The sequence below is a fragment of the Gymnodinialimonas sp. 57CJ19 genome (assembly GCF_038396845.1).
Taxonomy (GTDB): Bacteria; Pseudomonadota; Alphaproteobacteria; order Rhodobacterales; family Rhodobacteraceae; genus Gymnodinialimonas.
The window spans coordinates 3,008,373-3,021,137 of record NZ_CP151587.1 but is presented as its reverse complement, the minus strand read 5'-3'; the positions used below and the strand labels follow the sequence as shown (position 1 = coordinate 3,021,137).

Annotated in this window: 11 protein-coding genes; 2 read left to right on the top strand and 9 right to left on the bottom strand. The window is 60.2% G+C overall.

Features of this window, described 5'->3' with window-relative positions; genetic code table 11:
- Positions 1 to 101 precede the first annotated feature (101 nt).
- The 8 genes from AADW23_RS14740 to AADW23_RS14705 form a co-directional block, all read right to left on the bottom strand.
- Complete coding sequence (locus AADW23_RS14740; protein ID WP_341861698.1) at positions 102 to 1,214, bottom strand: zinc-binding dehydrogenase; 1,113 nt, start codon at positions 1,212 to 1,214, stop codon at positions 102 to 104.
- 79 nt (positions 1,215 to 1,293) lie between these two features.
- Positions 1,294 to 2,727: a UdgX family uracil-DNA binding protein gene (locus tag AADW23_RS14735; protein ID WP_341861697.1), complete on the bottom strand. Its 1,434-nt coding sequence runs from the start codon at positions 2,725 to 2,727 to the stop codon at positions 1,294 to 1,296.
- Positions 2,727 to 3,962: a putative DNA modification/repair radical SAM protein gene (locus tag AADW23_RS14730; protein ID WP_341861696.1), complete on the bottom strand. Its 1,236-nt coding sequence runs from the start codon at positions 3,960 to 3,962 to the stop codon at positions 2,727 to 2,729. Before AADW23_RS14730 ends, AADW23_RS14735 begins: the two co-directional genes overlap by 1 nt.
- An 84-nt stretch (positions 3,963 to 4,046) precedes the next feature.
- Positions 4,047 to 5,636, bottom strand: a complete 1,590-nt coding sequence (locus AADW23_RS14725) for an ATP-dependent DNA ligase (protein WP_341861695.1) — start codon at positions 5,634 to 5,636, stop codon at positions 4,047 to 4,049.
- Positions 5,633 to 6,637 carry a ligase-associated DNA damage response exonuclease gene (locus AADW23_RS14720; protein WP_341861694.1) on the bottom strand — a complete coding sequence of 335 codons (1,005 nt, stop codon included), beginning with the start codon at positions 6,635 to 6,637 and terminating at the stop codon, positions 5,633 to 5,635. Before AADW23_RS14720 ends, AADW23_RS14725 begins: the two co-directional genes overlap by 4 nt.
- 102 nt (positions 6,638 to 6,739) lie before the next feature.
- Positions 6,740 to 7,999: an FAD-binding domain-containing protein gene (locus AADW23_RS14715; protein WP_341861693.1), complete on the bottom strand. Its 1,260-nt coding sequence runs from the start codon at positions 7,997 to 7,999 to the stop codon at positions 6,740 to 6,742.
- The gene (locus AADW23_RS14710) at positions 7,996 to 8,163 is read right to left on the bottom strand and encodes a DUF2256 domain-containing protein (RefSeq protein WP_341861692.1); all 168 of its coding nucleotides are present in this window, start codon (positions 8,161 to 8,163) and stop codon (positions 7,996 to 7,998) included. The genes AADW23_RS14715 and AADW23_RS14710 overlap by 4 nt, the downstream gene beginning before the upstream one ends.
- Positions 8,150 to 9,682, bottom strand: a complete 1,533-nt coding sequence (locus AADW23_RS14705; protein WP_341861691.1) for a cryptochrome/photolyase family protein — start codon at positions 9,680 to 9,682, stop codon at positions 8,150 to 8,152. The genes AADW23_RS14710 and AADW23_RS14705 overlap by 14 nt, the downstream gene beginning before the upstream one ends.
- A 462-nt stretch (positions 9,683 to 10,144) precedes the next feature.
- Here AADW23_RS14705 and AADW23_RS14700 point away from each other — a divergent pair, with 462 nt between their 5' ends.
- Positions 10,145 to 11,209 carry a dipeptidase gene (locus tag AADW23_RS14700; protein WP_341861690.1) on the top strand — a complete coding sequence of 355 codons (1,065 nt, stop codon included), beginning with the start codon at positions 10,145 to 10,147 and terminating at the stop codon, positions 11,207 to 11,209.
- 201 nt (positions 11,210 to 11,410) lie between these two features.
- On the top strand, positions 11,411 to 11,680 hold the full coding sequence (locus AADW23_RS14695; protein WP_341861689.1) for a hypothetical protein: 270 nt from the start codon (positions 11,411 to 11,413) through the stop codon (positions 11,678 to 11,680).
- 227 nt (positions 11,681 to 11,907) lie between these two features.
- Here AADW23_RS14695 and AADW23_RS14690 read toward each other — a convergent pair whose 3' ends face one another.
- Positions 11,908 to 12,765 carry an MBL fold metallo-hydrolase gene (locus AADW23_RS14690; RefSeq protein ID WP_341861688.1) on the bottom strand — a complete coding sequence of 286 codons (858 nt, stop codon included), beginning with the start codon at positions 12,763 to 12,765 and terminating at the stop codon, positions 11,908 to 11,910.

The following is a 12,765-nucleotide window of genomic DNA, read 5'->3' as shown; positions in this document are numbered from 1 at the left end:
GCCGTCGCCCGCCCCGTTGACCGGGCGTTCCCTGACGGGGAGGGCAACACAACACACCAGGGACTGCCCACTCCAGTGCGCGGCGCTGCCCCAGGAACCTTTCAAGACCAGGGCGTTACAAGGTATTTTTCGCCCGTCTTCATGGTGCGGTAATCCATCACTGCGTCCTTTGTCAGCATGTCTTCCAAAGAGACGCGCGATTTATAGGTGCTGGCGAAGGTTGTAGTAAGGTTGTCGCTGACACGCTGCTGCATACGGGCCACGGTTTCCCGCCCAACAGATTGCAGGAAGGGGAACAATAGCCAGCCCGACAGCGTCCAGCCGAAACCGTAGGAAGGCGTCAGGATAGTTGGGCTGGTGTCGAGGCGACCGTAGATGAACATCCGTTTTTGCTGCGTGCTGCCGTAGCGCGAAAATTCGGTCATCTGTTCGGCCGCGACCTGTTCCATCGCCCGGAACGATCTATCGACGTGCTTGCCACCGCCAACAGGATCAAAGCCGTAGAACGCCCCGGTTTCACGAATGGCGCCGGTCAGTTGGTCCATGAAGTCATCGTCGGAAGAGTTGACCACATGCGCCGCCCCGATCCCCCTTAGCAGGTCAACGTGTTCACCCTTGCGCACGACATTGACCAACTCGATCCCGTCCTCTTGGCAGATACGTGTCAGCATTTGTCCAAGGTTTGACGCACCGACCGTATGCAGAATGGCGTCTTGCCCGTCAGCTTTGGCATTTTCGACAAAACCAAGGGCCGTCATCGGGTTAACAAAGGCGCTGGCCCCGTCTTCGGCGGTATGATCGCCCAGTGGCAGGCACATGGCGGCATCGGCAAGGCAATATTGGCTGTACGCATTACCCGGCACGCAAGAAACACGTTGCCCGATCAGTGCTTGCGCGGCGTCGCTGTCACCGGCCTCAACCACCGTGCCGGCGCCCTCATTGCCAGCGGGCAGCTTCAGTCCGTGGCGCGCCTTTGCGGCGGCGTTTGCGGCCTTTGGCATCCTCGCGACAAACTTGCCGCGCGTGTATTCAGCGTTTTCGACGTCCGCCCCGCCGACCAGGATCGCAAGGTCGGATGGGTTGATCGGTGCGGCTTCCATTTTTACCAGAACCTGGTTGCCGGTAGGGGCGTCAAAAGCCACATCCTCAACCGCGACAGTCAGAGTTCCGTCAGCCGCAAGCGTAGTGAACAGCTGTTTTCCAGTGGTCGTCATGATGAGGTCTCCTCCACCGCCATTAATGTCAGGGTCCTTGGGTATGCCATAGCCGCCAAGACGCAGCCAGTGTCGTCTGTCACGGCTTAGCTAGGGCTGTCAGCTGCGCCACCTGTGCAAGATCGTCCCGAAACTGTGCCTTCGCGGTCTTCTGCGCGGCGGGGTCGGTGGCACGAAGCAGATAGGATGGGTGCAGCGTGATAAATACAGGTCCGCCGGATCGCCCCGTCTCAATCTGCCCCCGACGCGACAAGATACCGGCGCCATTGCCTGTCAGACTATGGGCCGCCGTTGACCCCAATGCGAGAGTTAGCTTGGGGTTTACCGAGGCGAGTTCAGCGTCCAGCCACCAGCGGCAATGCTCGATTTCCGACGTATTCGGTCTCTGATGAAGGCGACGGCGCCCTTGTGGTTTGAATTTGAAATGTTTCACCGCGTTGGTGACATAGGCGGCGCGGCGATCCAGCCCTACCTCCGCCGAGATCGTATCGAACATTTGCCCCGCGGGCCCGACGAACGGCTGCCCGGTCAGGTCCTCCTGATCACCCGGTTGTTCGCCTACGATCATAAGATCCGCATCGCTGGGGCCTTGGCCAAGAACCGCCTGCGTCGCGGTGCAATGCAGCGGGCAGCGGGTGCAAGCAGAGATCGCGGCGGACAGGTCGCCATCGGGTCCATCCCACGCCGATTGGTGCGCCTTGAGCTGTGCCTGGACCTGCGGCAAGCGGGCGGGCGGCAGCGTGGGGGCGGCCAGTGCCATCTCGCGCGCGCGGGCAGGGGCGCCGGCGATCATATCGGGGATCGAGGCGGCCTCTGGCAGGTTCTTCCAGTATTTCTTGGGCATCTCGGACTGCATGGCGCTGACCATCAGACGCGCGGGGTTAAAGATGTTGCGGAAATAGGTGATCCAGAGTTGCTCGCCCGCGTCTTCGGGCAGGTCGGGCTTTGCGTGGCCTTCCTCGAACGTCAGTTCCCCGCCGATGAAAATGGCCGAGACATCGGGGGTCAGGATGCGCCAATCCATATCGCTGAACCGACGCACGAAGAAATCCGCCGTGGGCTCGACGGTGTGGTGCGTGGGTTCAAACCACGCGGCGAAACTGCGGCGGTTTGCACCGGGGGTGGTGATGTCACGGAAGCGCACGAAGGCTTTCATCTTGTGCTGACAGCGGTGCACGTTCTTTTCCAGCCGCCGCAGGTGGGCAAGGTCGGCGTCGCCCCGGTCCGACATCAGATGCGGCGCACTTTGCAGGCGCCACGCAAAGGCATAGAGCCGCGCAAAACGCTCTGGGTCACTGTGCCAGACCACCGTTTGCGCCATCGACATGAAACTGCGCGGCACTTTGGGGGCTTGGCCTTGGGGCAGGGCGGTTTGCGCGGCAAACAAATCAGGTTCGGCGCGGTGGTCGCCCCAGACAATGTCGCAGGGCGCCACCCCTGCGGACAGCAGGTCGCGCGCCGCGTCGCGCCACGCTTGCGCCGCGCCCAAGGTGGGGATCTGGACGTGGTGCATCACAACAGTATCAGTTGTTCGGGCGGTGGCGCGAAGCGCGCGCGTAGATCGGCGCTGTCGGTCAGCCCTCCGGGCGACCAGCCGCCCGCCGTGATGAACGCGCGCGCCCTTTTCATCGACGCACCCATGCGCATCAGGTCCTCGTATCGAAGGGTGCGATGGCGCCGCGTCTGCAAGATCCGCGTCACCGTCTTTACGCCGAACCCCGGCACCCGCAGCAGCATTTCGCGGCTCGCTCGGTTCACATCCAGCGGGAACAGCCCGCGATGTTGCAGGGCCCATGCGAGTTTTGGATCAATCTCCAGATCAAGGTTGCCGTCGGACGTCGCGGAGGTGATTTCATCCAGCTGGAAATCGTAGAACCGTAACAGCCAGTCGGCTTGATACAGCCGGTGTTCGCGCTGCAAGGGCGGGCGGATCAGCGGCAGTTTGGACGAGGAATCAGGGATCGGAGAGAAGGCCGAATAATACACCCGTTTCAGTTTGTAACTGGAATAGAGCCGCGTTGACTGGCCCAATACAGTCGCATCGTTGGACCCGTCCGCGCCGATAATCATCTGCGTGGATTGCCCTGCGGGGGCGAACTTGGGAAGGCGCTTTCCGGTGAAGGTGCGTTCTTTGCCTTCGTCCTTGCGCAAGCGCACGTCCGCCATGGCTTTGCGGATCTGGTTGGGCTTTTTTTCAGGCGCAAACTGTTCAACGGCGCTGTCGGTGGGCAGTTCTACGTTGATCGACAAGCGATCTGCCAGCAAGCCCGCTTCGGCGATCAGTTCGGGGGCCGCATCGGGGATGGTTTTCAGGTGGATGTAGCCGCGAAAGTTCTCTTCATGGCGCAGTTTGCGGGCGATTTGCACCATGTCGGACATCGTCGCATCGGGCGAGCGGATGACGCCGGACGAAAGAAACAGCCCCTCGATGTAGTTGCGGCGGTAGAACTCGATCGTCAGCTTCACGACCTCGTCCACGCTGAACCGCGCCCGGGTGACGTTGGACGAGGCGCGGTTGATGCAATAGCTGCAATCGTAGATGCAGAAATTGGTCATCAGAATTTTCAACAGGCTGATACAACGCCCGTCAGGCGCATAGGCGTGGCAGATGCCGCTGCCCTCATTTGACCCCAGTCCCTTTCCATCGCGGGAGTCGCGTTTGGTTGATCCTGACGACGCGCACGAGGCGTCATATTTTGCCGCATCGCTGAGAATAGCGAGCTTTTCATCGAGTGTTTGCTTTGCCATATGTTCTACATATGTTCCGCAAGCCGCAATGTCATTAATCTATCCTTAAGACGTGACGTTTTATCTGCTTCGGGCAAGGTTTCATTAGCCGTAGGTGGCCAACATCTCTTTCAGATCGTCTAGCGTGTTTGCCTCTGACGCGGGTTTGTCGTGGCGCCAGCGCAGCATGCGCGGAAACCGCAGGGCGACGCCGGATTTATGACGTGGAGAGGCCTGGATGCCTTCGAACGCGATCTCGAACACGTGGTGTGGGGTGACCTGGCGCACGGGGCCAAACTTGTTGAGGGTATTCTTGCGCACCCAAGCGGTAATCTGGCGGAATTCGGCGTCGGTCAGGCCAGAATAGGCCTTGGTGAAGGGCGTCAGCTCGTTCCCGTTCCAGACGGCGAAGGTGTAATCGGTGAACAGGTTGGCACGCCGTCCACTGCCCGATTGCGCATAGATCATCACCGCGTCGATGGTCAGCGGGTCAATCTTCCATTTCCACCAATCACCCCGTTTACGCCCCGCCAGATAGGGGCTGGCGCGGCGTTTGATCATCAGGCCTTCGGCATTGTGATCGCGCGACGTTTCACGTTCGGCGGCGAGCGCATCCCACGTGTCGAAAGGAACTTCTTGGCTTAGGCGGATGGGGGCCTCGGGCGGGACATCGGCCAACAGGTCGGCCAGCGCGGCCCGGCGTGCGGCGAAGGGCGTATCGCGGATGTCAGCCCCGCCTTGTTCCAGCAGGTCGTAGGCCATGAGGACGACCGGCGCCTCCGCCAACAGCTTCTTGGGCACCGTCTTGCGCCCGATACGTTTTTGCAGCGCATTGAAGCTCAGCGGCATGTCATCGGCAAAGGCGAGGATTTCGCCGTCAATCACCGTGCCGTCGGGCAAGTAATCGGTCAGCTGCGCCAACTCGGGAAATCGATCTGTCATCAGGTCTTCGCCGCGCGACCAGATGTGGTGCTCGCCGCCACGGGTGATGAACTGGCCGCGGATACCGTCCCACTTGCGTTCCGCGTGCCAGTCGGGCGGATCGCCAAGCTCCGCCGGGTCATCGACGGAATGGGCAAGGTAGAACGGGTAGGGGCGCGACAGGTCGGCCATGGGGTCATCCGCCTCGATCAGCGCGGCCCACGTCGTCGTTTGCGGCGTCCAGTTGACCATGAGTTTGTGGGTCAGCGCGGCGACGTCCTGTCCCGTGACCTGCGCGAGCGCGCGCGTCATCAACTTGGCGCTGACGCCCACGCGAAAGCCGCCTGTCAGCAGTTTCGTGAACAGGAATCGTTGATCGGGGGCGAGGGTGTCCCACGCCGCCAAGATGCCCTCCCTGCGCGCGTCATCGTCCAGCGTGGACAGGCGGGCAAGCGTTTCGATCCAGTAAGTGAGGCTGTGGTCCTGCGGGTCAGAGGGGTCCGGCAGAACAAGGCTGATGGTTTCGGCCAGATCACCGACAATGTGATAGCTTTCGTCAAACAGCCAATCGGGCAGACCCGCGACCTCGGCCGCCCATTGGCGCAGTTTGGTTGTTGAAATGACCCGTTTGGGGCGGCGGCCGGTGAACAGCGCAATCGTCCATAAACGGTCTGTGTCCGACGCAGAGCCGAGGTAATCGGCCAATGCCGCAACCTTGACGGTGGTCTTGGTGCTTTCATCGACGCGGGCATAGAGGGCGGCAAAGCGTTTCATGATGCCTCCTCGGTGTCGTCGCCGGAATACTCAGTTGAGACGACGTGGGCGTCATAGCCTTGCTCGGACAGGTAGCGTTGGAACTGGCTGGTATAGCCGTGGGTGACAAAGACTTTCTCCGCCCCCGTCGCCTTGATCGCGTCGTTCAATCCGCTCCAATCCGCATGATCCGACACGATAAACCCGCGATCCGTGCCGCGCCGCCTGCGTACGCCGCGCAGGGCCATCCAGCCCGAAGCAAAGGCCGTCGCCGCCTGCGGGAAGCGCCGAGCCCAATGCTGGGTGGTGCTGCCGGGGGTGGCAATAATCAGGGCGCCGGGGTGGCTTTTGGCGCTGACGTCTTCGGCGATTTGTGTGGTGTCGGGCAGGGCGATCCCCTGGGCGCGCAGAACCGCGTTGGTGTTTTCCACCGCCGTCACCGTCAACATCGGGCCGATTGAAGCATCGACGCTGCGCATCAGACGTTGCGCCTTGCCAAGGGCGTAGGCGGTCAGGATCGACGGGCGGCCCGCCGCCGCGTTTGCAGCCCACCATTCGTTGAGTTGCTGTGTCAGGATATCCTGCGGGGTCCATTTGAACACGGGCAGGCCGAAAGTGCTTTCGGTGATGAAGGCGTGGCATTTCACCGGCTCGAACGCCTCGGACAGCCCATCATCCACCGTCTTGTAGTCCCCCGAAGCGACCCAGACCTGCCCCGCAACCTCGACCCTGATCTGTGCCGAGCCGGGGACATGGCCTGCGGGATGGAAAGACACCGTCGCCCCGCCGATCTGGCGGGTTTCGCCGTAGGGTATGGTCTCGATCCGCGCGTCTTCCCCCAATCTATGGTGCATCACGGGGGCCGCCGCCTCCGTGGAGAGATACCGACCCATTTCCGGGCGGGCGTGATCGGAATGCCCATGGGTAATCAAGGCACGCGGCACCGGGCGCCACGGATCAATATAGAAATCGCCAGCAGGACAATAAATGCCCCGCTCGGTAAAGGTTAAGACGTCGTTCATACCTCGCGACGTAGCGCTGTAATGCCCAATTTCAAGCGCGGGCGCGCCGGGGCGACGGGGGGGCACGACGCAACTCGTCGTTATGGGTTTGGGCGGTTCACTCTAAGGCTCGTTGCTTGGGGCACCAGCCAGTCCAAGCTCTGACAAAATCGTTGGAATGGCTTTCTTGAGCTTGAAATAGCCCTTGGTTGCATGGGGCCACGTGGCCGCATCATAGTGTCGGTGCGGCTGTCGAAGGGTCATACCCTCGGCCGCCAGAGCGTTTTTCACGCCCTCCAGTTTCGTCGCAACAGGGCCGACGGGCGCAAAGGGTGTCAGCACCTGCGTCGTCCCGGCCATCTGCGCGGCGGCAATGATAGCGGTGCTCCAATCGTGGGTTGTGGCGACGTGGCCTTGCTCATATAGCCCCGCCACCGCATCGGCGACGGCACCTTGCCTGAAGCCATGGGCCAGCGCCCCTTGATCCTTTTCGCGAGGGGTCACGAGCCCCAACACACCGCTGGCCGTTCCTGATATCAACGTCCTGGACCGGCAATCCTCTTCTGTCACCAACAGCAGGAAATTCTTTTGGGCGGTCGGGTTTTCCGGGATGAAAGGCACGAGCGGATGATCACCCGCTTCACTCAATGGCTCGGCCGTATTCGCCAGTTGGCCGATCGGTTCAAATGCCCCTTTCGTGTATTTGGCAATGTTGGATGGCCGGGCCAGATAGGTCTTGCCTTTGGTATGCAGCCCGCCGACCCAGCGCCAGCTTAACGTATTGGATGCCGGATCGCCGTCGATCAAATGGCGCAGGAAGAACTGCGCGCCCAATTCCCACGGAAGACGCAGCGTGAAGATCCAGATCGAGGCGAACCACATACGTGCGTGGTTATGCAGGTACCCGGTTTTCACCAGCTCACGGCACCAATGGTCAAAACACGCAATCCCCGTGCGCCCATCCATGGCGGCCAAGACGTCGTTTTTGCGGTGGATGTTGCTTTCCAACTTATCCCACGCCGTCCGAAGGCCAAGTTGGTAGCTTTGCCAAACACTTGGGTGCTGTTCTAGCCAACCTTTGAAATAGCCGCGCCAGAACACCTCCTGGATGAACTTCATAGCAGTCGTTGGACTGTGGCGCGCCAGCGTATGGGTCAGCACCTCTGGCTCGGTGATCAGACGATGCCGTATCCAGGGGGATAGGGCCGAGGTTGTGCTTCGCTGCGACGGTCCCAGATCGTAGTTGCGATGCGTCGCGTAATGCACCCCGGTCCGTGGCGCGTATTGTTCCAGACGTGCAAGGCCAGCGCGTCTCGTGGGATCAAACGCGACGGTTTCCGATGTGGCCGTGACCTCAGCATACAGTCCTTCCCCGATTGTCATGCAGCGCCCCCCCTGGTGCTTGGAGACCGCGTTGAGCCGCGCCCCCGGCGGCAGCGTTCCGAGCAGTATTTGACCTCGTCCCAGACCTTTGCCCACTTCTTTCGCCAGGCATAAGGCCGCCCGAAAGTCACGCAGGTTTTCACCGGAAGGTCAGACTTTTTCATCGGCTTGCATCGCCTTGAGGAACCGTCGGCTGTCGTCATGGATCGCTTGCCGCTTTTCGTCATTCATCCGGTCCAGGCTATTGAACATGAACCCCATGCGTGGGTTGCTGCGCAACTTGCCGTCATTGCGAGCCAGAAAGTCCCAATACAGGTAGTTGAACGGACACGCCTTCGGCCCGTTCTTGACCGTCGGCTTATAGGCGCACGACCCGCAATAGTCCGACATCTTGTTGATGTAACTGCCGCTGGCCGCATAGGGTTTGGAGGCAAGCACCCCCCCGTCCGCAAACAAGATCATGCCAGAGACATTGGGCAGTTCGACCCATTCATAGGCGTCCGCGTAGACCAGAAGATACCACTCGTTCACTTCATCGGGGTCGAGACCTGCCAGCAATGCAAAATTGCCAAGCACCATAAGGCGCTGGATATGATGGGCATAAGCGTTTTGCTTTGTTTCGGTCACGCATTGCCGCATGCAGTTCATTTGCGTGTCGCCCGTCCAGTAAAGGGACGGAAGCGGCCTTTGGGCGTCAAAGAAGTTGTTTTCCTTGTAGTCTGGCATCTTCAACCAATAAATGCCGCGCACAAACTCTCGCCACCCCAGGATCTGGCGAATGAAACCTTCGACGGCGTTCAAGGGGGCAGCCCCGTCATGGAACGCGGCCTCAGCGCGTTCGATACATTCCAACGGGTTCAATAGCCCGCAGTTCATGTATAGCCCGATATGGCTGTGATACATCCAGGGCTCTCCCTCGATCATCGCGTCCTGGTAATCCCCGAAGAAGCGCAAACGCCGGGCGATGAATTCGTCCAGCGCAGCCAGCGCTTGTTCACGGGTGACGGCAAAATGAAACGGGGAAAGATCGCCGAAGTGATCGGGGAACTGCGCCTCAACAAGGGCCATGACCTCACGCGTGATCTCGTCGGGAACGGCCCTGTACGTGTCGGGAACATCCAAACCTTTCTCGGGCTTTTTCCTGTTCTCGGAATCGTAGTTCCACTTGCCGCCAACGGGGCCATCAACATCCATCAAGATCGCGTACTTGCGGCGCATCTCTCGGTAAAAATACTCCATCCGCAGTTGTTTTCGACCATCGGCCCATTGGGCGAAGTCCTCTGTCGTACACAAGAACCGGTCATCCTCGCGCAGGGCCACAGGCACAGACAACGCGTCTGGCCAGTCTTGGAACGCAGTAAGCAGCCGATGCTCCCCCGGTTTGGTCAGCACCACTTCATCACAGCCGTGAAGATCAAGGGCCGTTTCGACTTCGCCCAGGAACGACCCGCTGTTGTCCGGGTCATCGTAGGCGACATAGCGGACGTTGAAGCCTTGCGCACGCAGATCACGGGCGAAATGGCGCATGGCGCTGAACACAAACGCGATCTTCTTCTTGTGGTGCTTCACATAGGTCGCTTCTTGCCTCAACTCGCACATCAATATCAGATCATCCTTGGAGACGTCTGACAGGCTTGAGATGGATAGGCTGAGCTGGTCGCCCAGAATGAGCCGAAGTTTCATCGTGTGATTTCCCCCCAAACGCCACGAGTCCACGCATTCATCACCACGAGAATTGCATGGCTGCCTACGGGACATGCAAACGATGGCCCCTCAATACCGCTATTGGCTGTGTTGAGGGTGAATGTGATATTGGTCATGGTTCGTCTCCGGCTACATAAGATTGTACGCGCCCCTAGGCCGTTCGGATCATTTTGACCTGGCCCCCACGCGGTGGAAATTATCGAGGCTATAACCCCGCCAAGCAGCGCCACCATCATCGCGACACATAGTGCAACGAAGGTCGGGTTTTGACGGAGGCCAGGACTGCGCCCACTGTCAACGGCACCGGGACGCTCGTTTGCCCCATGCTTGGGTGCGAGCAATCGAGGATGCCGAAAGGCTATCGACCCTTGGGGTGGGTGTGCTTAAATTCTTGGGGTACGCATTGCGCTACAAATTCGTAGGCTACTACAGAGGCCCCCCATGCCAGACCCCATTCCCTTCTTCGACGGTCACAACGATTTTCTGCTGCGGCTCCTGAAGTCGGCAAGTGCCCGGTCCGAGACATGGCTGGGCGACGCGGGGCAGGGACACCTTGATCTTGGGCGGATGAGGCAGTCGGGCTTTGCGGGGGGGCTGTTTGCGATCTTCGTCCCGCCCGTCCCAAGCGGGCCGCCCGTCGACTTCATGGCGCAAATGGCGAACCCTCCCTATGCCATCCCGTTTCCACCCCTGATGGAACATGGCACCGCGCAGCCCACGGCGCTTGCGATGGCGGGACTCTTGCATTGGATGGAGCGCGCGGCACCGGATGATTTCAAGGTCTGCCGCACGGTAGAGCAGATGCGCGCGGCGATGGATCAGGGCGTTATCGCCGGGGTGATGCACATGGAAGGGGCCGAGGCCATCGGCCCCGATCTGGACGCGCTGTACCTGTTTCACGACATGGGGCTGCGGTCCCTTGGGCCGGTGTGGAGCCGTCCAACGATTTTTGGCCATGGCGTGCCGATGGCGTTTCCCGGCACGCCCGATACCGGGCCGGGTCTGACCGAGAAAGGCAAGGACCTTGTCCGGCTGTGCGACCGGTTGGGGATCATGATTGATCTGTCACACCTGAACGAAGCCGGGTTCAACGACGTCGCCGCGATTTCGACCGCGCCTCTGGTTGCAACCCATTCCAATGCCCACGCGCTTTGCCCGTCACCGCGCAACTTGACCGACCGCCAACTGCACATGATCCGAGAGCGTGGCGGCATGGTCGGGTTCAACTTCGCGACGTTCTACCTCAACGCCGATGGCACGTCGGCGCCAGATATCGGGTGGGAGACGATGCTGCGCCAACTCGACCACATGATTGCCGAGGTGGGCGAGGACCACGTCGGACTTGGATCCGACTTCGACGGGTGCATCGTGCCCCGGTGCATTGGCGATGTGACCGGGGTGCCCGCGCTGTTTCGCGCGATGGCAGATCACGGGTATGACGCAGCGCTGATCCAAAAGCTGGCGCAAGACAACTGGCTGGCATGCCTTGACCGGGTCTTGCATTGACACGGCGGATGGATCTGCACGCCCGGTAGCCCGCATCAAAGGTATCGGCAGGCATAAGAAACTTGATCAAGTTCTCTGCTCGCACACGCCCCGTTCCGCTTTGGGGGACAAGCCACAATCCATGGTCAAAAGCCGCCGTCCGCTTGACGCATTGTTCGCTCGGCTACCCGGTGACGGTTCTGGGAAAGTTGAGGAGCGTCCGTGTTTTACGCCCAACCCAACCTCGAAATGCTGCCAACGCGGCTAATTGGTAAACGTTGGCTACGAAATAGGCGCTGTCACTGGGCGCTAATCAACATGATCGCGGCGGCTATCCCAACATTTCCGATTACCATTGCGGCAAACAGCAGCGGCCACTTCATCTTCCCGAACGATGTCTCGATGTTCACATCCTGGTCGGGGATTACAGTGACTTTGAATGAGACATTCCACATTGATTTGGTAACAGTGTTGTTGGCTTTGAGCGGCTGAGTTGTCGGGGTTCCGGGAAATATTCAGTTAGAGCCCTTCACCTCGACAATGCCCGACGGCGCGCCCCCACCTGCGACGGGCGACGCGGAGAAACTGTAGGTTGTGGGAATTGAGTTTGAGAACTTGCCTATGATTTTCGTAGATTGTCCTGCTTTCGCTTGGATCGTTTTCATCAGACCTCCTTGCGCTCTCTTGTGCGGCGCCGCCTTTGCCGTGACCGCGCCGGGTTAAAGCTCAATCTTGACCCCATCGTAGCCGATAGTAAGCAGGCCGTCCCAATGCGGATCAACGGCCTTTTGCCAGTCTTGCTCGCCGTAGGTTGGGTCGTCGGACGGGATCAGATGCGAAAGCGCCAAACGCTTGACGCCGGCTTTCTGCGCGGTGAGCGCAGCGTCGTGGGCGAAGCTATGGGAGCGCAGCCAATGGGCCATCAGCTTGTCCGACCCGTTGCCGATACGTGCCATCAAGGCGGGCAGGGCGGACTCCAGCATCGCCTCATGGACAAGGATATCCGCACCGCGTGCAAATTCTTCGAGCGCGTCCAGCGGGGCCGTATCGCCAGAAAAAACGACATGGGCCTTTGCGGTCTTGAAGACGTAGGCAAAGCAGTCGACCAAGGGCGGATGCAGGGTGCGCAAAGCGGTTACCGAGATGCCGCAGCACTCCAACACCGGGCCCGCGTCGACCACATGAAAGGTTATCAGGTCGCGCAGATCTGGCCTGCCCTCATCTTCCGTGCGCAGGTCGATGTCAGCCTTCATGGAGGACAGAAAACCAGCCCAATAGGCCTCAAGCCCATCGGGGCCGTAGATATCCACCGGCGTTTTCAGCCCGGCTGTCCATGCTGTGTGGATCAGCGGGCCAAGCTCCAGATAATGATCGGAGTGCAGGTGACTGATCAGGATCAGCGATAGATCCTTTAGCTGCATCCCTTGATCCACAAGGCCCCGGGTCACGCCCAGACCGCAATCCAACACGATCATCTGACCGTTCAGGCAAACCAGATTGGATGTCGGCATGGACGAACCGGGCCGAATGGCAGGCCCGCCCTTGGTGCCCAAAAGGGCGATGTAATCCTGTGTCAT

Excerpts from the sequence above, each read along its gene's own strand:
- AADW23_RS14740 (WP_341861698.1), bottom strand. The coding sequence starts at position 1,214 with ATGACGACCACTGGAAAACAGCTGTTCACTACGCTTGCGGCTGACGGA.
- AADW23_RS14735 (WP_341861697.1), bottom strand. The coding sequence starts at position 2,727 with ATGCACCACGTCCAGATCCCCACCTTGGGCGCGGCGCAAGCGTGGCGC.
- AADW23_RS14730 (WP_341861696.1), bottom strand. The coding sequence starts at position 3,962 with ATGGCAAAGCAAACACTCGATGAAAAGCTCGCTATTCTCAGCGATGCG.
- AADW23_RS14725 (WP_341861695.1), bottom strand. The coding sequence starts at position 5,636 with ATGAAACGCTTTGCCGCCCTCTATGCCCGCGTCGATGAAAGCACCAAG.
- AADW23_RS14720 (WP_341861694.1), bottom strand. The coding sequence starts at position 6,637 with ATGAACGACGTCTTAACCTTTACCGAGCGGGGCATTTATTGTCCTGCT.
- AADW23_RS14715 (WP_341861693.1), bottom strand. The coding sequence starts at position 7,999 with ATGACAATCGGGGAAGGACTGTATGCTGAGGTCACGGCCACATCGGAA.
- AADW23_RS14710 (WP_341861692.1), bottom strand. The coding sequence starts at position 8,163 with ATGAAAAAGTCTGACCTTCCGGTGAAAACCTGCGTGACTTTCGGGCGG.
- AADW23_RS14705 (WP_341861691.1), bottom strand. The coding sequence starts at position 9,682 with ATGAAACTTCGGCTCATTCTGGGCGACCAGCTCAGCCTATCCATCTCA.
- AADW23_RS14700 (WP_341861690.1), top strand. The coding sequence starts at position 10,145 with ATGCCAGACCCCATTCCCTTCTTCGACGGTCACAACGATTTTCTGCTG.
- AADW23_RS14690 (WP_341861688.1), bottom strand. The coding sequence starts at position 12,765 with ATGACACAGGATTACATCGCCCTTTTGGGCACCAAGGGCGGGCCTGCC.